Here is a 23159-nt window from a genome sequence, read left to right as displayed (position 1 = left end):
TTAGAAAAATGAAAAATATCGATTCTGCCTTTCGCACCCTCCGGGTCTTTACGATTCTGATCGTCCTGGTCAGTAGCGGCCTGTGCTGCCTGAGCCTGTACTGGAGCTTCCGCTCGATCAGTAGGCAGCAGCAAACGGTCTATGTGATAGGGAACGGCCAGGCCTTTTTGGCCAGCTCCTCCTCACGGAAGGAAAACCTTTCGGCAGAGGCCAGGGACCACGTACAGAGGTTCCACGAGCTGTTCTTCACACTGGATCCAGACGAGGCATCCATCCGAGAGAACACGACCAGGGCCCTTTACCTGGCCGACCAGAGTGCAAAGAAAGTTTATGACAACCTCAGGGAAAGGGATTTCTATTCCCAGCTGGTCGCCGCCAACGTTAACCAGAGCCTCAAGGTGGACAGCATTGAGGTCGACCTGTCGGAATATCCGTACCGGTTCCGCTTCCATGGTACCCAGCTGATCACCAGGCCGACCACCCAGACCACCCGCAACCTGTTTTGTCAGGGGATGTTAAGGGAAGTATCCAGGAGCGAGAATAATTCCCATGGGCTCCTGATCGAAAGGTGGGAGATCCTTGATAACCGGGATCTTCGGACACGTAACCGAAAATAAGTTAAAATGCAAAAGAGAAAAGCATATAACCCATTGACGCTCCAAAGGATCTGGGCATCAGCGATGCATAGGGCGACAGATAGGTTCTCCAAACGGACCTGGACTGTCTGCCTGTACATCTTTATGGTGGTCGGGAGCGCAGCGTGCCTCACACAGATCTACCTTGCGGTCAGGTCCACCGGGGGGCCGCGGATTTCCAGGCCAGGGCCCATGGAACTGCCCGTAGTCCAGCAGGATAGCTCCAGAAAGCGGGCCCGGCGGAAACCTGAGGCAGAGGTCCACCGAAAGAAAGAAACAGACAGTCTTGAAGATATAGGGAACAGGGCTGTGCGACCAAAAAGAGACATAGATCCTGGATAAGGGATCAAGATATTAACGGAACAAAAAGAAAAGACATGCATACAAGCACTCTAAAGAATAGCAAACATGCCCGGGGAAGGTTCCTCCTGCTCGCGCCAGTGTTTACCATACCTTTTTTAATCCTTATGTTTTGGAAATTGGGCGTCGGAAAAGACCAAACCCCAATGCCTATGAAAGAAGGACAATCAGGTTTCCCCAGCGGACTTCCCGAGGTGGGAGGTCCAGTAGGGGGAAACCTCAATAAACTGGAACATTACGAAAAGGCTGAACGTGACTCCCAAAAGCTCAGGGAGCTCAAAAAGAACGACCCGTACTACCTTGGAAAACCCGACCCCCTTGGTTCCCCCGAGCAGGGGCTGGACTTTCTGGATGCGGCAACAACGGGCGAGTTCTCCCCGGATGGAAGGGATCCAGGCGATCTGCTTTCCAAGGAGATCCTTGGGAAGCTTTCCGAACTCCAGGAAGAACTTGGTGCTCCTACAACCCGGAACGAAGTTCACGGCAGCTCGATTTCCGTGACCGGGCAACGGGATGGGGCCCCACCGCAAATGGAATTCCGGCAAATGCTGGACGTCCATAACGCCCATCTGGACTCTCTCTCCCGGGATCCTGTCCAGGACAGGGAAATTTCGCAGCTCAACACCATGCTCGACAAGGTCCTGGACATCCAGTATCCCGAGCGGTTGAGGTCCCGGGCCCTTCTGCATGAGAGCCGGGGGAAGGATAGCGTATTATCCGTTGAGCCTTCTTCGGGGCGGGAAGAAATTTCGGTCCTTGGAGGTCCGCAACACGCGACGGACACCTTCCGGAGGGCGGTCAGGTTCTATTCGGTCAATGACAGTGGGGAACTTCAAAAAGCGAAAGTCCCAATCATTGCTGCCTCCCATGGTAGGCAGGAGCTTACTGATGGCTCCCAAGTCAAGCTGCACCTTTTGGAAAAGGTAAACATTGCCGGCCATGATGCCCCAAAGGGAACCCCGGTTTTCGACTTGGTGAGGTTTTCAGCACAGCGGATGGAGATCAGGGTCAAGCACATCAGGATCGGTAGGGCCATTTTGCCGATAGAGATGCAGGTACATGATCTGGACGGCATGCAGGGAGTGAATGTCCCAGGGAACCTGTTGGGAGAGGGCCTCAATGAAACTGCAGAAAGGTCCATACAGGAAATAGGGATGTCATCACTGGAACCATCCTGGGAGGCCCGGGCGGCAACCCTTGGGCTGCAGGCCGCAAGAAAAATAGCGACAAAGAGAATGAAGGTGAAAAAGGTGGTCATTCCCGCTGATTACCGCGTGCTTCTATTCGACAAAAAAAACAGTACTAATAACTAACCCCATAAAACAGAAACTATCATGGATAAATTACCAAAGATCATCTTAATATGGATATGTCTGCTGGACTCGTTCCTTGGGGCAAAGGGACAGTCCGCTCCAGAGCCCCAGAGCATAAGGGTCAGCAAATATATGACCACGAACCTCATATTCCCCATTCCTATCCTGAGCGTAGACCTGGGAAACCCCGGTCTCATCGCCCAGAGGGCAAGTGGTGTGCAGAACGTCCTGCAGGTCAAGGCCGCCAGCAGAGAGCTTAGACAAACCAACCTCACCGTGATCACCCAGGACGGGAAGTTACATTCTTTCCTGGCGAGCTATTCGGAACTTGCCGACCCGATCAACCTGACCGTCCAGGAGGGGGCGCCGGGCCAGTCTCCGGTCCGCTCGATCAAGAAGGGAAAAAGGGTTCCCCCGCCCGAGGTAACCCATGGGATGGAGTGGGTGCGCAAGACGGAACTTACTCCCTTTCGGCTGACCAAAAAATCAAATGGGATAAGCTTTGTCCTTGACGGTATCTTTATCCAAGGGAGCAGGATGTACCTCCGGTTCCGCCTCCACAACGAATCCCATATCCCCTTCCATATTGACCAGCTCAGGTTCTCCCTGAAGGATAACAGAACGGCAAAAAGGACAGCGGTCCAGGAACTTGAAATAATTCCCGAATATATGGTTGAAGGGCCCCCCACGGTGATCGAACACATAAGGAATACAGTGGTGGTCTCCCTTCCCAGTTTTACAATTCCCAGGGGCAGGCACCTGCTGGTGGAACTCAGGGAACGTTCCGGAGGACGGGATCTGGAGCTAAAGGTAAGGAACAGCCACGTCCTGAAGACCCGGCCTGTTCCAATCATTCAGTAAAAAACAAGATCATGAACATACAAAACTATGAATACCTCAAAGATCAGCTCTTCTATTCTGGCTTCGGCCACAAGCTTGAAGATATACTTCGATCCAAGATGGCAAAGGGGAAACAGGAGTTCCAGTTGCAGTTCAAGACACAGATAGATTCTGAAAATGTAAAGGCTGAGCTGTACTTTTCCAAGAGTAAGAAGACGGACATGTACTTCTTCAATTCCTACAGGGTCGAACTCCCACAGAAAGAATCCAGGCTTTTTGTTTCAAGGAAGTTCCATGTCAATGGAAACGACAGGTTTACCCTTAAGGAGGCGTATAACCTACTCAATGGCAGGTCCGTGCACAAAAACATTTCCAATGTCCAAGGGAATCCCTATACTGCATGGTTCCAGTTGGATTCCAAGACATTGGACATCCATGGCAACCACAAGATGCTCCAGTTTCACGAGAACTATGGTTATGACCTTGAAAAGCAATTGCAGCGTTTTCCGATAATGGAAATTAGGGACGATTTGAACAAAAAAAGGATATTGGATTCACTGCGCAGGGGAAACCGCCAGCTGGTAACTTTTTTCCTAAGTTCCGGACCGGAAAAACTCTACCTGGAGGCATTGCCAAGGTTCAAGGCAGTATGCATCTACAATGACCAGGGGATCCGCCAGGAATTCATTGACGATCGGACAAAGCTGGACCAGAAACCGAGCGCCAAGAAACAGGAACAACAGCGGCAGATCCAGATCAAAAGTAATCGAGGTGGGAGCGGGAGGCACAGTCTATGAGGCCGGAAACATTTTATGCCCTGGCCAATGTACTGCCCGGTTTCTTTGAAGCCATGGACAGAGATCCCAGGCTATCAAGCACACACGTTTCACTGTATTTCTCCCTGATAAGGCAGTGGGCAAACTCACAATTCAGGGGTTGCATAAAGATTTATGCCAAACAGGGAGCCCAGAAGGCCAAGATCTCGACTGTGAGCTATACCAGGTGCCTGAAGGACCTACATGCATTCGGATATCTGCATTATGTGCCATCCTATAACAGTGCTATAGCAAGTTCGATCTACCTTTCTATGATGGAAATAAAAAGACATCAGGAGTGAAGGTGACACATTTAGACTGTTTTATATGTGCATGGATGGTTAACTAATTGTTATATACGAAAATATGAAGGGGGTTATATTTTTCATTAAACTTTATTTGGATTGCCTTGACAGTTGCCGGCAGCAAACTTTTGGTGTGATGTCGTTTATCCATCTAACCATTAACCGCATCATTCTAGAGGATTGAAAGGCAAATAGAAGTGTGTTCGGCAAACACGCTTATAAAAAACCGAAAATACAGGGATCGATAATTGGTTCACCACATTTTTAGTCACTGTCTGAGCAATCCCGATAGTTTGAAGGAGTATTATCATCTCGGGAAAACAATCCGCGGAGTCGGTTTTACCTTGTCCGTTTAAAAGTAAGTATGTATCTTTTTTTTATAATCTAAAATACCTGGAGAAAACAAACATTACTGGATTCCTGGTTTTTCATTCCTCTCTGAAAATTTTGCGCTATGGCCTTAATTGGGCCTTTGTAAGTAATTTAGAAGTTTTGGAAATCAGTAAAGTTACTTAATTTAAGGTTTTCACAATACAAATTATATGGGAATTTTGGAAGGCAACAGTTTATTGAGGAACACCATCGATAGTTCACTGGACATGATACAGGTATTCCAATGCGTAAGGGGAACTGACGGAAAGATCGAAGATTTCAAATGGATACTGAACAACAAAGCTTCAGAGGCAGTTTATGGTGATGTCATAGGTAAGAGCCTTTTAAAGCTCAACCCAGGAGTATTGGAGGCGGGTATATTTGACATCTTCCGGGAAGTGGTGAGGACGGGTTTAGCGCAAACAAATCTCCACCATTACGTTCATGAACAGTTTGATGGCTGGTACCACCAATCAGTCGTCAGGCAGGGTGACGGGGTAACGACCTGCACCAAAGACGTTACCAAAATGGTACTCGCCCAGAAAAAGATAATTGATTTGGAGAAGGATCGGCACAGGGAAGTTCTCCATCTCACGCTGCTAAAAGTTCAAGAGGAGAGATCGAGGCTTTCGGAAGTCCTTCACAACGAAATAGGTCAATTGCTGTACGCAGCCAGCCTACAGCTCTCCAGTCTGGACCCTGAAATGGAGAGGAAGGATTTCGTGGGGAACCGCCTAAAGCTTGAGAAGCTATTGGCTCTTATGGTCAAGGAGGTAAGGGAACTCTCGCACGACCTTTCGCACCTACCACTTGAAGAGCTTGGTCTAAAGGGGGCCATTGAGAAATTTTTGTCGAGGTTCCCCGATAGGCAAAGGTTCAAGTTCCGATACCTTGGCAGAAAATCCAGAGGGAACAGTCTCCAGGAAAATTTGACTTACAAGATCGTCCAGGAGCTGTTGCTGAATGTCGCCAAACATTCCTGCTGTAGCCACTGTACCCTTCTAATGCGGGTTTCGCAAGCGGGTATTTTTGTACAATTACGGGACAATGGGAGGGGATTCGATCCCACTTCCACAGTACCCAAGGGAATTGGGCTTTCCTGGGTCCGAAACAATGTGGAGAATTTAGGTGGAGAAATACTTGTGGAATCCCACAAGGGAAAGAGTACTGTTGTAAAACTCAGGATCCCGTACCCGAGCACCTGATAGGAAAAAACGGCACCGGGCCCGATGGCGGACGTGGGTCCGGCAAGGTTTATCCCACCCCTCGGGGACTTATAGGAATGGATGCTTTTATGGGCTCAAGGCTTGGTTTAGACGCTTTTTGAGAAAATTAGAACATTAAACGCAATGAAGTGTTCATTCAAATAAGTGGAATAGTGGTCTGTGCTACATCTCCGACTATTCTGAGATATATTGAATAGGAAGACGGGGAAGGTTCCACAAAAAGGGTCACACCATCAGAAACATCCGGCACCGGAAAAAGCTCGACAGGGCATTATTTCCCGATAATTCAGGAGAATCCTTTAGGATAGGCGCGTCCAGGTGGCAACTAACTTAAAATACTGTTAATGAGAAATCAGCGCTATTCAACTATGTTGAGGTTAGGGCAGCTCCGCGATAGAAAGTACGTGAAGCTTTCCCGAATAGATATCCAAGGTATCACATCCAGGGTACTTCAGACTGCAGAGGAAACCTTATTGCATGTACCACTTCCCTTCGCAGACCTACTCATACGGGTGGCCCCGAATCTTGGGGGTGACCGTCCTATAAAGATTGACCCAGGTAACGGAAATTCAGCCAAGGTAGAAATACCAGGCATCCTTGGCAAGTATATCGTAGAGATGGAATTTTTGAGTGGCACTGCGCTGCACATACACTGTAAGGTTAACTTCACACCGAAAAATAACATTTCCGGGATGGAGGTCCATCCCGAATTGACTTTTCTGGAAAAGGGCAGATGGATTCCACTTGGGTCCTATAGGATCATCTTGGAGCAGCGACAGCTCAGGTCCGGGGCCTGCTTTTTTGAAATAGGTGATGGACAGGCCACTGCTCTCTATTTCCAGGACCTCGGTCGGCTCTGTCCCTTTGCAGAAGACACTCGCACCTCCCTTTCGGAATGTGTGAAGGTGTTTTGGCCAGAGGTAGGACTGCACCTTCGTACCTCTGCGGATTGCCCCCTGACAAGAGGGAAACAGTATGTCCTGAGCGATTTTCACCTTGTTGTGGAAGCTGGGGAAAGAGGTCAGGGAGACAATTTTGCCTCCTCGAGGTTCATATCAGGTCTGGCAAGAATCTACCCCATGCTGCTTAAACCCAAGGATCGCCCAGTGAATTACTTTACAATTGCACAACACTGCCTCAGGACCTTGACGGAAAACCACGGATGCTGGCAACAGGTCGGGAAGAACCCCTATCTGAATGCATACCTGAACGACTACGGGAACCCTCCGGAGAGCATGGTCCAGATGGCACTTTTACCGGCATTAGCCAAATATGGCAACAGGTTTGCCTCGACGAAGGCCATCCGGATAACCAGTGAACTGCTGGAAGGAATCCTGAATTTCTATAACGAGAAAACGGGTACACTGGAACGCTGGCTGCCTAAAAAGGCGCACCAACTCAGTCCTTCCGAGGAACAGAAGAAGGCCCGGGTGATGGATTCCTGGTATCTTCATCATCCCCTGTTGCAGCTAGGCTCCATGCTGGAAAGCAGCCATCTGGAAAAGGAATACAGAGACCTATTTTTTGCATCAGTGGCATTCTGTAAAAAAGTTGCTGCAAAATACAGGTATGACTGGCCGGTTTTTTATGACCTTGATACACTTATGACCGTAAAGGATGAAACTGTACCGGGCGAAGGCGGTGAAAAGGATGTTGCAGGTCTCTATGCCATGGTCATGCTAAAGGCATACAGGCTCAGTGGCCTCCAAAAATACCTGCATGAGGCAAGGAGGGCTGCCGATTCACTTTCTAGCTATGGAACCGACCTGATCTATCAAGCCAACAACACTGCCATTGCAGCGGAGGCGCTCTTAGAGCTATGGCATGTCTTTGGTGAAGGTAAGTATCTTGAATTGGCCGAACTGTGCTTAGGAAACCTTATCAGAAATTGCGGTATATGGGATAGGCAGTACGGCAACTCTAAGGAGGTACAGACATTTTTCTCCCTTTTCCCTCTTACTGATGCGCCATATTCGGCCATTTTTGAAGAACAGGAATGCGTTTTGTCCTTTCTTCGAATTTTGAGGTTCTGCCATGGAAGACCCAACGCAATTGCCGAATCGACCCAGGTACTAATGGCCGAATACATTAAGTACGCAATCCAGCGCATTCCGTATTATTTCCCGCCGCTAATTCCCGAGGATATACTTTGCAAAGATCCTAAGACCGGGTTTTTAGACAGCACTTCCTGGGTACCCGTCGAGGACATCGGAGACGGTTGGAAACCCATAGGGGGCGTTGGGCAGGAAGTCTACGGAATGGGGGCCGTCTTCAACCTCACCGATTCTTTCACAGTAGACCTTTTAGGGATTGGACAATTTATATTTTTAAGCTATCCATATGTGGAACTGGAACGTGGGCAGGCCCAGATTTCCCTAATGGTCCTGGGATCTGGCGACTTTGAATTCCAGTACAGGTTTCATGGTATAGGAAAGGACCGTTATGAAATTATTTTTGAGGATGGGCATTCTGTGACCCATTCCGGCAAGACAAGGACATACAGAGCTAGGGGAGGACAGAGAATCAGTATCCTTAAAAAATAGGGAAAGAAGTGCACGGTCTTATCTTGCCGAACGTCCGGATAGGGTGCACAAATATCACCATCTAGCATTTATATAGATGGAAGGGGTTATCACTTGCCGGAATCGCGGAAATAGACTGAAAATAGGTGTTCAAGCCCGACCAATGCATTAACGTGATTTTCTGGGAGATCCCTTTGGGTCAGCAGTATCTCTTGGCCATGCGATCGTACCTGTGCTGCTATAAAATATTCCGAGGAATTACTATAGGCTCCTATTCCTATCACCTTTCCCTGATAGGAGACATAATGATATTCGATATCGGATGACCCACCATTTACTAAAACGTAGGTCAGACCCTCTTCCATTTTTAGTTCCTCTATTTTCATTTTATTAAGTTTATTTACGAATTCCAATTCCCGGGAGGGGGCGGTTCCCCATTACCGAAGTGGTTTGAGAATTCCCTAAAATTTTTTCTTAATTTCCTCGACGGCATATATGAAGTACATGAGGTTTGCATCGGCTTTAGTTTTGTCTCTCATGAGATTTTTCTCCACCGAGGTTTATAAATTTTGGATTTCGTTCCATCCTCAAATTGGACGAAAGCAGACATAGTGTACAATTTTCTAAAGGATATCCTCGATAGGGCCTGCCTTCAGCTTATTCGATTTACCCATCCTTAAATCGGCTGAGGTGAAGAGCCTATAAATTCTCTTGGCGTAAGAGCCATCCAGCAAATAAATTATCCTATATATTAATTTGGTGCCCTATCCCCGAAACTCGTTATTTACTTCGAGGTGTGCCATTGCTCTCTTTATTCTTAGGATGGAACTTTTTAGGGATGTTTGATTCCTCTCCCTTTGGCAGAAAGGGGGGTACTGCACCTGAATCATTGCTAGCATCTATCGGTTGCATATCCTTGCTAGGTGTCCTCTCATTCTGAGGCAAATTATTTTTTTTGTTGTTATCTGATTTCATCTCCTTCGAAATTTAGTTTTTAGTTCTGAACAACTGAATGTAAATAAAGTTCTTCTCCAATTGACTTTTTCAGAGTTATTAAATAACATAAAAATAGGTTCCTATCTCTTTGGAAAAATGGTTTCCACCTATCAATTTTGGTTGTCCATACCATGCATATTACCCCACTGGAAGCTCATGGAATTGGATGATATTTCTTTGGTACCGTTGCAACAGCTAAGCTTCTACCATCAAGTTATGTTTATGGGGAAAGAATTTAAACGGATGTTCGCCGCGATTTTCGGGAAAACAGGTGTGCTAATTATAAACATTCCCCTATGCTTTTTCAGCAAAAAAAGGTATTTCCAGGAGTATAGATTTTGTCAAAGAAATTAAGATGATAATAAATTCTAGGAACCTGAATCTAACAGGGGAACTATTTTCAGGCACAAGGTATAAAAATTGTCCTGGGTAAAAACCATGTGAAAATATTTTGTACAAATACAAGGATTATACAGACTGAATCGGGAAACAATTTATAGTTATTCTATTATAAGCTACGTTGAGAACCTTGAATAGTGATTTTTTTAGAAGTTCCAGTGATATTTATTGACCCATCAATTGCAGAGTCCCATCTGGTGCCCTAGTCCATAACATTTGATTTGAACACGAAAATACAATTATATGGCAAATAGCTGGGAAAGGGAATACATTTTATTGATTCAGTAGGCGAATTCTAATTAGAGTTCCAGAGGCAAATCTATTTTCGTTGTGATCACATTGCTGCTTGCCATCTTGGCAAATTACTTTTAGGTCGTTCCTCACTTTTCTGATAGGGTACATAAAATCTGTCATCTCTTTCATCTTTTTTAACTGGCATAGTAATAAATTCCCCGCTTACATATACTTTGGGCCATATTTCATCTCCATTTATAATAAATAAGTATTTGGAAACTGTTTAACAATCGCTGAAACCATTGCTCGAATTTTTGGTGAATTCTATTCAGTGCTTACGATTTGCAATATGAAGGCTAAAATATGGTACAAACAGAGCCCTTGCTCAATGTTTTCAACGAGAATTTAGTTAAGTATAAGGGATGATGGAAAAGTGGACCTTCTCATAACCATTACTGCAAGGTTCAGATGAATATGATTGTTGCGGATAGATATCTTGGCTTCCCTTGGTGAAATGATAGCATGGGGAGTGGATGGTAAGAGATTTACCTTGGATTTATGTTTCACACAAGTCCGTGGTGCAGATTTAACGTAGATGCGGCAATCCATTTGAACCTTTGTACATTTAGCGGAATGAAACATAAATTTTTGCTCAATCCTGCAAGGTACATGATAGCATGGGGAAGGAGGTTTGTGGGGATAAGATAAGAAGGAGAATGTTCATGATTGTTACGTATTTGAAATCCATGCCTAACCTAATTCAACAAAGTTGTAAAAATTGAACCGCCTCCCACAAAATCTTAATTAAAGTGGAAAGAGCTATGTCTATAAAAGGATCCAAATAGTCGAAGTCTTAGAGAATGATGTCAAAACACCTCTTTATTTCTGGTTCAAGTAAAATCCTTGTTACTTGCTTTAGTGACAAGGATTTATGGAGATAAATTGCGAGCCAGTGTTTCCGACGTTGGTTTCCAGTTAGAACCTCTCGAACTGCGAGAAGAAGAAGTTGCCTTCAATTTCAGCGTTTTCGTCAGAGTCAGATCCATGGACAGCGTTAGCTTCGATAGAGTCAGCGTATTTGTTACGGATAGTTCCTTCAGCAGCTTTAGCAGGATCAGTAGCACCGATTAAGGTACGGAAATCTTCAACAGCGTTCTCTTTTTCCAATATTGCTGCCACGATTGGTCCTGAAGTCATGAATTTTACTAGATCCCCATAGAAAGGACGATCTTTGTGTACAGCATAAAAGTTGCCTGCATTTACTTCGCTCAGTTGAATGTACTTCATTGCAACGATTTTGAAACCGCCAGCGATAATATCATTCAAGATACCACCAGTGTGACCATTTGCTACCGCATCTGGCTTAATCATTGTGAATGTTCTGTTTGTAGCCATTTTACTCTAAAATTTTTGCAAAGGTAATAAAATAGTATTAAGTAATTATTATTTAGTGATTAGACTTATAGGCGGGCATAAATAGAGTAGATCGTTTTTTACTTTTCTCCTTACTGATATGAATTATTTATTAAAATGGAATGTTTGAAAAAAATAGAACTTTTTAATAGCCTTGAAGTGATTCAAGATCCAAAAGCATTGATTTTTTGCTGATCACAGAAAGATGTAAGAACATACAAATTAAAACCAAATATAATTATGAAATATCTGTTATTAATATTATTGTTGAGTTGTAATAATCAAGAGAAGGTTTGTTTTTTGACCTCGAAGAATACTAAAATAGAAGGGATGATTGTTAAAACTGTTTTTAAACATTTAGAGGTATATTCTTTTTTGAAAAAAAGTGTAATAATCCTAAATATAAACAAAATTGATAATAATTATGGAATAAAGGCTACAGGAGCCGAAAAAGAAGAATTAAGATGGTACCTCGAAGGTACAGTGCCCATAAATTTTATAAGAAAACTAAAGATAATGAGTCATTTGATTTTTTAATTCCTTACAAACATAAAAAAGTGAAAAATAAGGGGGAGATAGCAGATGAGCCTGAAATATTTGAACCCATGGTCTGGGTTTATTTGTACCATGATGATAAGTTTGAGTTATTGATCAATGAAATGGCATTGCCTCTTTTGAATTAACTATTGGATTCTTATTTATTTATTTATACCGATGTTGGCAGACCTATTAACGCACTTAGGGAAATTAGTAGAGAGGTTTATGAAGATAATTCAAAAGATGGAATTAGAAGTGGGAAGGTTGATCCGTCATTGTTAGGAACTGATTGCAATTGCCATGCTCTATCTTTAGTTGGAGGGAATATTGTTATTGAAGATGGATCCGAAAATGCTGATGCAATAAATGCTATCCTTAATGACGATGGCTATTAAAAGTCTAATTGTGGTTTAGGATGGAAACGGTAATATAAGTCACTGTTTATTTAAAAGGAGTTTATTGGACTATTAAGGGGGCATGGTGAAGAGCTTCCAACCCTGAATTTTAATTATGCAACTGCAATGGCAGGTAATGTTAATATGAACAAAAGTTATTTTTATAGAAATTCAGGAGATAGTCGTGTCAATACTAAATTAGGGACTACTCCCAAAGATTAATGACAATAAGCAAAGATCAAATAAAGATATCATGGATAAAAATGGGTTGAATAGTTTAGAGGAATTATTGAATACGATTTTGTATAGAAAACAAAATTAAAATATTCTTAACGGCTTGTTTTTTTTATCTGTAATTTTTGCAATGGGCAGCCAAGTGAAAAAATGTTTGGTAAAGTAGGAAATGCCTACATAAACCTCTTGTTTATTAGGGGACAAGATACAGTTGACATTAATCTTTATGAAGGGTTTGAAAAGAAATTATCTAATAAAGAAAAACTTCAATTGATTGAGTGTTTGTTAAAGTTTGAAGGCGACACCCCAAGACCTGGTGGTATGGTCTATCCAGTTTATTATGGAACCAGTGCTATTTAAGATTCTCACCTAAATATCAAACATAGGCTTCCGCTACGTGAAAATATTCATAATTATCCCAACTGGACAGATGTAGGACTGTCAGGTTTCAAAACGACAGAACGATCATTAAAAAATTCCGATAAGCCACTGGCAGAAATTTCCGAAAAATATTTTCTTTAAGCTGTTTTCAAAGTATAACAAGTTCGAACAAAAAAATATATAAGATATGACGGTAGTAAAATACATTGAATTAAAACATATTATAGTTATTCTTTTTTGGATGTTATTTTTTTTTAATGGGTGTTTAGTTTTAACTGAAGCAAATGCCCAAGAGAAACAAATTCAATTTAAAAAATATGTGTTTAAAGATAAATTGGAGTCAAACTTATTTCTTCAAGAACTTCAAAGATCAAAAAAAACAGAAAAAAATGATTATATAATTGTTAATTACAATAGCTCAAAAAAGCAATTAAAAATAGCTGTAATGGATCGTTACGAATTCAGTAAAAGTATGTTTTTATTTAAGGACATTGTAGTAGGAGTATCCATGTTCGATTGTAAAACGTTTGGATTTTTAGGTGATTCAGAAGAATTTCTACAAAGTACCAATCAGTTTATAAAGGTTGGTGATTATAATAATTATTATAAACAAATTGAAAGGAGTAGATTGAGATCGGCTAAGGAACAGGGGTTGATTTATTTTCCTACAAACAGCGATCCTTATTCTTTATTTTACAGATTTGATAATGAATCTTTAATTTATTTGGATGCAAACATGATATCTGTATTTGATAATGAATGGATGTAGATAAAAAAAAACGAGTTGCCACAATCATTTGCTACCAGGAAATCTAGAAATTCTGATTGAATAGTTTCAACCCTATGAATAGTCGGATAGGTCTTTGCCAAAATGGGCTCGAGAGGCAACTAATGCTTTAATAGAATAAATATATATAATAAGGATGAAAGCAAGTGAATTTGTTGAAGGTCTGAAACGTATCAGTGTAAGAAAGGACTTGTTGAAAAAACAAGGTGTTACAGACCAATTTATTGAGCATAGAAAAAGATCTTATCTTGCAGCTTATAAAGGAGGGGGGAGTGTTTCTCAATGCCCGTTAGTAGAGTTGGCAGAGAATTATGATTGTTCTAATCTTGAAATTGGCATGATTAGATTTGATGAACGAATTGAAGAGAAAGGAAGATTTGTGTTCTTTGGTAGATTTGAAGTTGACAATCTTGTAATAGATATTACTTCTGGCAGTGTGATCATGCTAGAATGTGGCCTGGATCATGTTCTTTATGATTGTGCTCAGAATGATTCGAGTTTTTTGGAAGCGATTCTAAACACAGCTGTTTTTCTTGAAAGAAGATCCGTTGAAGATGGTCTGTACGAGAATGAAGAGTTAAATAATCAGATGGCTGAAGAGTTTGGCGATATTGCTGGGGGCGAGAAGTATTATGATTTCTATAAGATGATGTTGGGTGTTTGATAATCACATAATGTTTTCTGTCTAAGTACACAAAGAAGTTTTTATTTTATGGCCTACACATTTTGACAGACTTTATAAACGAACCTTGCCAAAGGGAAGTTACCCGCACTCCAAAATTGTGGTTGTTGAGACAAAATGTAAAGATTTTGAGACCCCTAGCTAATTCCCTTAAGCTAATAAAGTATATCTTGGGTCTGATCACTATCTTGCGCTTCTATTTATGGAAACACCTCCAACCCGCTGCTCAGCAGCAAAACCTTAGTACTTCAAAAGTTCATTTTGCTTCCTTGGATGGCCTCCGTGGGATTGCTGCCATCAGTGTAGTCCTATTTCATTTTATGGAGATTGCTGCCCCTGATTACAAGGATAATTTTGTCGCACACAGTTACCTAGCCGTTGATTTCTTCTTCTGTCTTTCGGGATTCGTGATTGCTTACTCCTATGATGATAAATTGGGTAAGATGGGTTTGAAGACCTTTTTTAAGAGAAGGTTGATTCGCCTGCATCCCTTAGTGGTCATAGGTGCGATCATCGGTTTTCTTGCTTTTGTGTTTGATCCATTCGGTAACCTCAAAGATTCCTTTTCCACTACGCAGATCGTTCTGATGTTGTTGAGCGCCTGTTTTATGATTCCCTATGCCATTGTACCGCAGCGATACAATAATCTGTTCCATTATAACCCGCCGACCTGGTCGCTGTTCTGGGAATACGTTGCCAATATCGTCTATGCCTTCTTCCTGGTCCGAGCCAAAAAACCTGTTCTGTGGATATTGTTTGTGGTCTCAGCCGCATTATTGTTTTGGGAGGCAGATCGGTCAAAATATTTAGGTTTTGGCTTTGGTGGGGATAATTTTTGGTCGGGAGTTATTCGATTGTTTTTCGCCTTTACAGCGGGGGTATTGGTATATAGGCTAAATATTCGATTAAAGCGAACTTTTCCCTTCTGGTTGTTGGCTATCCTGTTAGCTGCAGTCTTTTTTATTCCATTTTCTTGGGAAACAAGTCCTATCATCGATCCAATGATCGTGGTGTTTTATTTTCCCGTCCTGATCATTCTCGGAACTGGCCAAAAGGCAAAGGATGCCAAGACCAAAGGAGTTTGTAATTGGTTGGGGGAGCTTTCATATCCATTATATATGGTTCACTATCCATTTATTTAGTTGTTCCTGAGTTATGTGGAGCAGTACAAACCAAACGGGACCCAGATGAGTTATATCATTGTTGTCGGAATGCTTTTGCTGATTTTATTTAGTTATTTGGTTGCGGAGTATATTGACAAACCTATTAGAAAAATGTTAAGTAAAAATCTCTAACTTTGTACTATGTCTAAGAATCTGCAAGTAACGATAGATAAGGACTCGGGCTTTTGCTTTGGAGTTGTTTATGCGATTGATATGGCAGAAGAAATCCTGGATCAGGATGGCTATCTGTATTGTCTAGGTGATATCGTACACAATGATGAGGAGGTCGCGAGGCTGAAAGCAAAAGGTTTGCGTATTATCTCCCATGATGAATTGCCAGGCTTGCAGAACGAGAAGGTTCTGATCCGTGCCCATGGTGAAGCTCCGGAAACTTATAAGACGGCATTGGAGAACAATATTACCTTGATCGATGCATCTTGTCCTGTGGTTTTGAAATTGCAGAACCGTATCAAAACTTCACATGATGATAATGAGAAGATCTTGATTTTCGGAAAGCATGGACATGCCGAAGTTATCGGATTACAGGGACAGACCAACAATGAAGCGCTCGTGTTCCAAGATATCGATGAGCTTGATGCGGTTGAATTACCAGCTAAATTTACCCTTTACAGTCAGACCACCAAGAGTGTTGATCGTTTCTATGCGATCAAGGAAGAGCTTATCAAAAGAGGTTATGAGGTAAAGGCCAATGATACCATCTGTAGACAAGTGTCCAATCGATATGAGGATTTGGGGACATTCGCCGGGCAGTATGACAAGATCATCTTTGTTTCGGGAAAGAAATCTTCGAACGGGAAAGTACTTTTTGATGTTTGTAAACAGGTCAACCCAAACACCTACTTTATTTCAGATCCGGAGGAATTGGATGCCCAAACATTCGCAGACAATGATACCATCGGTATCTGCGGAGCTACATCGACTCCAATGTGGTTAATGAAGAAAGTAAAGGAAACCATCGAATCCTATTAATCGTCATTTCAATTTAAAATTCATTGATTCAGGCCATTGAAATCTACCATTGCGCCTGTATTGCTATAAATATTGCCTAATTTTGTGTTTAGTATGAGTAAAAAAGCTAAAAAGGGTGTATTGTTGGTCCAGTTGGGTACCCCTAAATCACCGACTACCGGTGAAGTAAAGAAATACCTGACAGAGTTTTTAATGGATCCACGTGTGATGGATATTCCTTTTGTTTCAAGAACCTTGTTGGTCAAGGGAATTATTGTTCCTAAAAGAGCTTCAAAATCTGCTCATACCTATTCTACCATCTGGAGTGAGGAAACCGGATCCCCTTTAATGTACTACAGTGAATTGCAGCAGCAGATGCTGCAGCAGGAACTCGGTGATGAATATCATGTGGAATTGGCCATGCGTTATCAGGAACCTTCGATTCCCAATGCACTGAAGAATCTGGAAAGCATGTTCTTGGATTCCATTATTGTCATCCCGCTTTTCCCGCAATATGCATCGGCGACAACCGGTTCGGTAATCGACCGTGTCATGGAATTGATGCGCAGTTGGCAATACTTTCCGAAGGTTAGTTTCGTTAGTAGTTATTGCGACAATCCTTTAATGGTAGACGTTATCGCAGAACATGCGCATAAACATGACTTGAGCGAATATGATCATTTCCTGTTCAGTTACCATGGACTGCCAGTTCGACAGTTAGGAAAAGTGGATCCTAAGGGCGAATTGAAGTGTCCTGATTTTGGGTGCGATTCTTGCAAGAAAGAATTGAACTCCTATTGCTATTTGTCGCAATGTTATGCAACCACGCGTGCAATCGTAGAAAAGTTGAATATACCTGAGGAGAAATATACGGTTTGTTTTCAGTCACGACTAGGGAAGACGCCTTGGATTCAGCCATATACTTCAGATACACTGCATAATTTAGCAAAAGAAGGGAAGAAAAAACTCTTGGTGTTCAGTCCGGCATTTGTTGCCGATTGTATTGAAACGTTGGATGAGATACAGGTTGAATACGCCAATGAGTTTAAAGAAATGGGCGGAGAAGAGGTCCACATGGTGGAGAGCCTGAACGGCAACCCGAAGTGGATCGAAGCCTTGAAACGAATGGTGTTGGAAAACGGAAATTAAGATGTTAAAATTAAATGCAGTAATATTATTCTTATTAGACTTCTACATATTTTTTGCGCTAAGGGCAACGAATATTAGATTTATCAAGACAAGGTGGTTTACCATCCTATGGTGGGGCTATTCACTGTCTTTGCTGGTAGGATTATTTATTTCATTTCAATATAACATTCCGCTTTCTATCCGTTCCATAATATTAGTAGCCTTTTTCCTGACTGCCGTCAGCAAGTTTGTCTATGCTATCGTCTTGATCGTCGATGATTTACGAAGAGGGGGGATTTGGGTCGGACGTCTATTCTCTAGGGGCAAAGGCAAGGATCTGGAAGAAAGGATTGAGACTTTAGAAGAGCCATTGCCAGAGGTACCCAAAAAAGGGATATCCCGTTCAGATTTCCTGTTAAAATCGGGGATCATCGTGGCTGCCCTTCCCATGGTTCCGTTGGCTTGGGGCGTTATTTCCACTGCTTATGATTACCGGGTTAGACGCCAGAAATTGGTGCTTCCGAACCTACCGAAGGAATTCCATGGAATGACGATCGGACAGATTTCGGATGTACACTCGGGCTCTTTCTATAATAAAAAAGCCGTTATGGGCGGCGTTGAGCTTTTATTGGCGCAAAAACCAGATGCCATCTTCTTTACAGGCGACCTGGTGAACAATGTAGCCTCTGAAATGCGTGACTACCAAGATATCTTTGCCCATGTCAAAGCGGACCTCGGGGTTTATTCTACCTTAGGAAACCATGATTATGGCGATTATTACTTTGGTCCCGGGGATTCGCCAGCTAAACGTAAAAACCTGCAAGATTTGATCGAAACCCATAAAGTGATGGGTTGGGATCTTTTGATGGATGAGAACCGTACCTTGAAAATAGGTAACGAAGAGATCTCCATCGTCGGAGTGCAGAACTGGGGTACAGGTCGATTCCCCAAAAAAGGAAATCTTCCGAAAGCCTTGGTAGGTACAGAAGATAAGGCAGTTAAATTATTATTGTCGCATGACCCATCTCATTGGCGTGCACAGGTATTGGAAACCGATGTGGACGTTATGTTTGCAGGCCATACCCATGGAATGCAATTTGGGGTCCGCGGTGAAAACTTCCAATGGAGCCCAGCGAAATATATCTATAAAGAATGGGCGGGTCTCTATAAACAGGGAGCCTCTCAACTTTATGTCAATACAGGATATGGTTTCTTGGGTTACCCAGGGCGTGTCGGTATTGCGCCTGAAATCACCATTTTTGAACTGGTTAAAGGGTAATTGCCAATTTCTTAACCAAGAATCCTTGCAAAATGATTGTTTAGGTGTTTTCTGATAGCTTCTCGATAGGCTTCAGCATCCCTTAATTTCAATACCTGAACCAATTCTTTGTGCGAGATGAAATCTCCCTTCATGATGTCTTTTTCCAATAAGCCGCTTTGATGTACATACTGGAAAATAGGAAATAGCATTTCCTGCAATTCCAATAGGATCTTGTTATTGGAAATCTTGTACAGCTTCCCGTGAAAACGGATCTCATCCTCTACATGCCAAGGATTAGCGGTATCACCGGAAACTATTTCGTTCGCTATCTTTTCCAGCTCAACAATATCCTCATCGGTGATATTATTGACAATAAAATCAGCCATACCTACTTCTAGGGCCAATCTCATTTCAAACATATCCTTCAAGGTTTCATTATCTAAGATAGAAGGGTGGAATACCTTTCTCAATGAACCCAAGACATCGGGATTTCTAAGTACGGCACCTTTATGCTTGATGGATTCGATCAAACCAATGGTCTTAAGCCTTAATAGGGCCTCCCTAACAACTGTCCTGCTCACACCTAGGCTATCCGCCAAATCCAATTCCTTAGGCAATACATCGCCCACGTTCAATTTATTGTCCTGAATAAATTGAATAATCCTTTCTTCCGCTTTATCGACAAGGCTCGAGGTGTCAATACTGCCTAATTTTTCCATTGAAGGGTTCTGCTGATCCATAGGTTTGCTATGAAGGTTTAATTTAATGTTACAATATTATTAAAAAAATGTTTGGTTGTAAAACATTATGTATTACATTTGAATAATTATTATGTATAACATAATCCAATTTAATTATTCATCTATTATGAAAAACCTATATGATCAATCTTTGCGGAGGGTCCTCTTGTTGGCCTTTTTGTGCTGCCTCAACCTCGCAGCATTTTCGCAAACTGCTTTAAATGGAACGGTTACAGACCCAGAAGGTAATCAACTTGTAGGGGTGACAGTTTCCAATCAAACCCAAGGACATGTTACAAAGACCGATGAACAGGGAGAATTTAGCGTGCAAGCTAAAGTATCGGATGTCATAGCATTTTCTTCAATCGGATATCAATCACACAAACTAACCTTAGCGAACCTAGGTTCGGTAAGAATTTCATTAAACCCAACTGGAGAAGATCTGGAAGAAGTCGTGGTTTTAGGCTATGGTAGCATTAAGAAATCAAACCTGACGGGTTCTGTGTCCAGATTGGACAAGCGCGTTTTAGAGACTGGAGTTCGTTCTAACCCAGCATCGGCATTGGCAGGAACCATTCCTGGGCTACGCGTTCAATAGACTTCTGGTCGTCCGGGTTCAGTTCCAAACATCGTATTGCGTGGAGGAACAACCTATGGGGGCGGAGGATCCCCGTTGGTGATCGTGGATGGTTTGATCCGTTCGGGTTTCTCCGATATCAACCAAGATGACATTGAGTCCATCGACGTATTAAAGGATGCATCTGCCACGGCTATTTATGGTGCTAGAGCATCAAACGGGGTGGTATTGATTACCACAAAACGTGGTAAAGATGGCGTGTCCAATATTTCGCTGAAATCTAAGATCGGGGTCAATTCCTTGAATATTCCTTTTGAGTTCTTGGATGCCAAGGATTATTTGTACTGGTCCAGAAAAGGGGTGCAGACCTCTGGCATGTACCAACCAAACCAGTTGAACCAATTGACCTCAGTGGGTCCTTTTGGTACTGGAAACAAGTATAAGGATGATCAAGGCAATATTTTGGATGGAAACAAGGTGAGCAATGCCGTTTGGAGTACCATGTACTTGGATGATTCCAACAGGGAATTATTGGGCCAAGGGTACCAAACCATGATCGATCCTGTTACAGGGAAAGAATTGATCTATAAAGATTTTGATTATACCGATTATGCCTTGCGCAAAAATGCCTTGACCCAAGATTATAACCTTGCCGTACAGGGGGGAAATGATAAGAGTAAATACTATGCAAGTTTGGGTAAATACTATGAGCAAGGTGTACCAATAGGAACCAATTATGATCGTTTGACCTTTATCCTAAATGGTGATTACAAGATCAAACCTTGGATTACTTCCAATTCAGGCTTGAATTTCGCCAATACCAAATGGAGAGATGCCATCAATGGGGAAGGCAATTATATGACCCGTGCTCTGGGAGCTCCTCCAACCATGCGTGGCTTTAACGCAAATGGAGACCTTTTGGTTGGCCGTGACTGGCAAGATGGTAACCCGGCGGTAAACAATGATCGTTTTATCCGCAATAACCAAAACCAGAAATTTACGATGTCCCAAGCTTTTGTCATTGACCTTTATGAAGGCTTGAGCTTGAGAACAAGTGGTAACTGGTTTATCAACCAAACCAATAATGAATCCTTCAATAGGGATTATTTAGCCAGTCCGGGTAACTGGGTGCGAACTCGTAACTCATCGGCAAGCTATGACAAGATTTTGAACCAAACCTATAATGCGGTTTTAAACTATAAAAACACCTTTGGCGAGAAACATAATTTTGATGCCATGGCAGGATGGGAATTCTTTGATTCCTACAATACTGGGTTTTCAGCATCGGGTTCAGGTGCACCATCAGATGACTTCATGGATCTAGGTTTGACCAGTACGGAAGCAAACCGTCGTGGTATCGATTCTTACCATGTCCGTAATAGGATCACTTCCTTCTTCGGACGTTTGAACTATGATTATGACCAACGCTATCTCATGACCTTGACCTTGCGTCGTGATGGCTATTCAAACCTATTGAATAATCGTTGGGGAACTTTCCCAGGGGTGTCATTAGGTTGGAACCTCCATAATGAAGACTTCTTCGCAAATATTATGGGCGCTGACCAGGTGATCAACACCTTAAAATTAAGGGCTAGTTATGGTGCGAATGGAAATATTGGCGGCATTGGAGCTTATGCTTTGCAAGGGGTATATAACTCTTCGACCTATAATCCCAATGGATCCCTACTCTATAAACACAATTACGACAACCAAGTTGGATTTTTAATGACGGATCTAGCCGTGCCTAACCTGAAATGGGAGAGTTTGATTACCAAAGAAGTAGGGTTAGAAACCAGATTGTTAAATAGGTTAGATCTATCGGTATCCTATTATCATAGAACGACTTCGGATAAAATCGCAACCTTGTTATTGCCAGCGTCAGCAGGATTTACTTCCATTACGACCAATAATGGTGACATGCAAAACCAAGGGGTAGAGATTGACTTAAATTACCAAGCGATCCGTGCGAATGACTTTACCCTGAGCTTCAACTGGAATACAGCCTACAACAAGAACAAGATCTTAAAGCTGCCATATAATGGGGTTGAGGACAACCGTCAGAATGGTTTCCAAGTCTATAACCCAAGTACCATGGAATTAGAATGGGTTGGAGGCCTACAAGAAGGACAGGATCCGAATGTGGCTTATGCATACGAGGCCTTGGGCATTATCCGTACTCAACAGGACCTGGATAATTATGCACTGCAGTTAAAGGATTTGATCGGAGCGAGAACCTTGGTGCATCCTGATGTGTTCAATGCGATGACCGCTTCAGAGAAAGCCCTGCATTATCCATTGGCCTTAGGGGACGTGATGTGGAGAGATGTCAATAATGATGGTATCATCAATTCCTACGATAGGGTTTACATGGGGAATACCGTACCACGTTGGACTGGTGGATTTGGTCTTTATTCCACTTACAAGGATTTTTCCTTGAGTGCAAGATTTGACTATGCCTTGGGCTATGTTGCCTATGATGGACCAAGAGCTTGGTTCTTGGGGATGATGCAAGGAACGTTCAATACAACCACGGAAGTATTGGATACCTATACGCCTGAAAACACAAATGCAAAATACCCAACCTATTACTGGGCGGACCAATTGTTCAAGAACAATACCAGTCGAGAAAGTAGCATGTTCTACAATAAAGGTAATTATTTGGCCTTCCGGGAGATTTCCTTGGCATATCGTTTACCAAGGTCTTTGGCGAACAAGATCAAGATGGAAGATTTAAGTGTTTCAGTAACCGGGCAGAACCTTCAATACTGGACAGCCAATACCCTGTTCTCTGCGGAAAGTGGGTCGATTGGACAGGGAGGGGGTGGTTACCCACTGCCAAGAACGGTCATTTTTGGTCTTCAATTAACCTTTTAAA

Annotated in this window: 21 protein-coding genes and 1 pseudogene; 18 read left to right on the top strand and 4 right to left on the bottom strand. The window is 42.6% G+C overall.

Translation table 11 applies throughout. The features are described 5' to 3' along the window. Positions 1–8 precede the first annotated feature (8 nt). The 7 genes from traK (at position 9) to RT138_RS04125 (ending at position 8409) form a co-directional block, all read left to right on the top strand. Complete coding sequence (traK, locus tag RT138_RS04155; protein WP_313189664.1) at positions 9–617, top strand: conjugative transposon protein TraK; 609 nt, start codon at positions 9–11, stop codon at positions 615–617. Positions 618–1147: 530 nt separating this feature from the next. Then, the gene (gene traM, locus RT138_RS04150; protein WP_313189663.1) at positions 1148–2308 is read left to right on the top strand and encodes a conjugative transposon protein TraM; all 1161 of its coding nucleotides are present in this window, start codon (positions 1148–1150) and stop codon (positions 2306–2308) included. A gap of 21 nt (positions 2309–2329) precedes the next feature. Further along, complete coding sequence (gene traN / locus RT138_RS04145; RefSeq protein ID WP_313189662.1) at positions 2330–3169, top strand: conjugative transposon protein TraN; 840 nt, start codon at positions 2330–2332, stop codon at positions 3167–3169. 98 nt (positions 3170–3267) lie between these two features. Further along, the gene (locus tag RT138_RS04140) at positions 3268–3945 is read left to right on the top strand and encodes a hypothetical protein (RefSeq protein ID WP_313189661.1); all 678 of its coding nucleotides are present in this window, start codon (positions 3268–3270) and stop codon (positions 3943–3945) included. Then, positions 3942–4265 carry a hypothetical protein gene (locus tag RT138_RS04135; protein ID WP_313189660.1) on the top strand — a complete coding sequence of 108 codons (324 nt, stop codon included), beginning with the start codon at positions 3942–3944 and terminating at the stop codon, positions 4263–4265. Before RT138_RS04140 ends, RT138_RS04135 begins: the two co-directional genes overlap by 4 nt. Positions 4266–4810: 545 nt before the next feature. Then, on the top strand, positions 4811–5845 hold the full coding sequence (locus RT138_RS04130; RefSeq protein ID WP_313189659.1) for an ATP-binding protein: 1035 nt from the start codon (positions 4811–4813) through the stop codon (positions 5843–5845). 1265 nt (positions 5846–7110) lie between these two features. Continuing rightward, positions 7111–8409, top strand: a complete 1299-nt coding sequence (locus RT138_RS04125; RefSeq protein WP_313189658.1) for a hypothetical protein — start codon at positions 7111–7113, stop codon at positions 8407–8409. Between the two features lie 89 nt (positions 8410–8498). On the opposite strand, the gene RT138_RS04120 is transcribed toward RT138_RS04125, so the two are convergent. From RT138_RS04120 to RT138_RS04110, 3 genes are all read right to left on the bottom strand, one after another. Then, positions 8499–8774, bottom strand: a complete 276-nt coding sequence (locus tag RT138_RS04120) for a hypothetical protein (protein WP_313189657.1) — start codon at positions 8772–8774, stop codon at positions 8499–8501. Between the two features lie 394 nt (positions 8775–9168). Then, positions 9169–9363 carry a hypothetical protein gene (locus RT138_RS04115; protein ID WP_313189656.1) on the bottom strand — a complete coding sequence of 65 codons (195 nt, stop codon included), beginning with the start codon at positions 9361–9363 and terminating at the stop codon, positions 9169–9171. A 1629-nt stretch (positions 9364–10992) separates the two neighbouring features. Next, positions 10993–11412 (bottom strand): nucleoside-diphosphate kinase, encoded by a 420-nt coding sequence (locus RT138_RS04110; RefSeq protein WP_313189655.1) that lies wholly within the window; start codon positions 11410–11412, stop codon positions 10993–10995. A 575-nt stretch (positions 11413–11987) separates the two neighbouring features. Here RT138_RS04110 and RT138_RS04105 point away from each other — a divergent pair. The 9 genes from RT138_RS04105 to RT138_RS04065 all read left to right on the top strand — a co-directional run bounded on the left by RT138_RS04105 (position 11988) and on the right by RT138_RS04065 (position 18985). Further along, on the top strand, positions 11988–12113 hold the full coding sequence (locus RT138_RS04105; protein WP_313189654.1) for a hypothetical protein: 126 nt from the start codon (positions 11988–11990) through the stop codon (positions 12111–12113). A 3-nt stretch (positions 12114–12116) separates the two neighbouring features. Further along, the gene (locus tag RT138_RS04100; protein WP_313189653.1) at positions 12117–12362 is read left to right on the top strand and encodes a hypothetical protein; all 246 of its coding nucleotides are present in this window, start codon (positions 12117–12119) and stop codon (positions 12360–12362) included. Between the two features lie 384 nt (positions 12363–12746). After that, positions 12747–12956, top strand: coding sequence for a hypothetical protein (locus RT138_RS04095; protein WP_313189652.1), 210 nt, complete (start codon positions 12747–12749; stop codon positions 12954–12956). Between the two features lie 208 nt (positions 12957–13164). Then, positions 13165–13746, top strand: a complete 582-nt coding sequence (locus tag RT138_RS04090) for a hypothetical protein (RefSeq protein WP_313189651.1) — start codon at positions 13165–13167, stop codon at positions 13744–13746. A 154-nt stretch (positions 13747–13900) separates the two neighbouring features. Then, positions 13901–14428: a hypothetical protein gene (locus RT138_RS04085; RefSeq protein WP_313189650.1), complete on the top strand. Its 528-nt coding sequence runs from the start codon at positions 13901–13903 to the stop codon at positions 14426–14428. 146 nt (positions 14429–14574) lie between these two features. Then, positions 14575–15588: an acyltransferase gene (locus RT138_RS04080; RefSeq protein ID WP_313189649.1), complete on the top strand. Its 1014-nt coding sequence runs from the start codon at positions 14575–14577 to the stop codon at positions 15586–15588. A 162-nt stretch (positions 15589–15750) separates the two neighbouring features. Beyond that, positions 15751–16599 carry a 4-hydroxy-3-methylbut-2-enyl diphosphate reductase gene (locus RT138_RS04075; RefSeq protein WP_313189648.1) on the top strand — a complete coding sequence of 283 codons (849 nt, stop codon included), beginning with the start codon at positions 15751–15753 and terminating at the stop codon, positions 16597–16599. Between the two features lie 93 nt (positions 16600–16692). Further along, positions 16693–17727 (top strand): ferrochelatase, encoded by a 1035-nt coding sequence (hemH, locus tag RT138_RS04070; protein WP_313189647.1) that lies wholly within the window; start codon positions 16693–16695, stop codon positions 17725–17727. 1 nt (position 17728) lies between these two features. Further along, complete coding sequence (locus RT138_RS04065) at positions 17729–18985, top strand: metallophosphoesterase (protein ID WP_313189646.1); 1257 nt, start codon at positions 17729–17731, stop codon at positions 18983–18985. Between the two features lie 11 nt (positions 18986–18996). On the opposite strand, the gene RT138_RS04060 is transcribed toward RT138_RS04065, so the two are convergent. After that, the gene (locus RT138_RS04060; RefSeq protein WP_313189645.1) at positions 18997–19707 is read right to left on the bottom strand and encodes an FCD domain-containing protein; all 711 of its coding nucleotides are present in this window, start codon (positions 19705–19707) and stop codon (positions 18997–18999) included. 127 nt (positions 19708–19834) lie between these two features. Between RT138_RS04060 and RT138_RS04055 the strand changes: the two genes are divergently transcribed. Next, positions 19835–20305, top strand: a complete 471-nt coding sequence (locus RT138_RS04055; RefSeq protein ID WP_313189644.1) for a carboxypeptidase-like regulatory domain-containing protein — start codon at positions 19835–19837, stop codon at positions 20303–20305. 12 nt (positions 20306–20317) lie between these two features. Next, positions 20318–23158, top strand: a pseudogene (locus RT138_RS04050) (SusC/RagA family TonB-linked outer membrane protein); the annotation flags it as partial. Position 23159 lies beyond the last annotated feature (1 nt).

Origin of the sequence: Sphingobacterium sp., from assembly GCF_032065005.1 — a bacterium.
Lineage (GTDB): Bacteria > Bacteroidota > Bacteroidia > Sphingobacteriales > Sphingobacteriaceae > Sphingobacterium.
The sequence above is the reverse complement of the archived record's forward strand: the minus strand, read 5'-3'. Positions and strand labels throughout refer to the sequence as shown.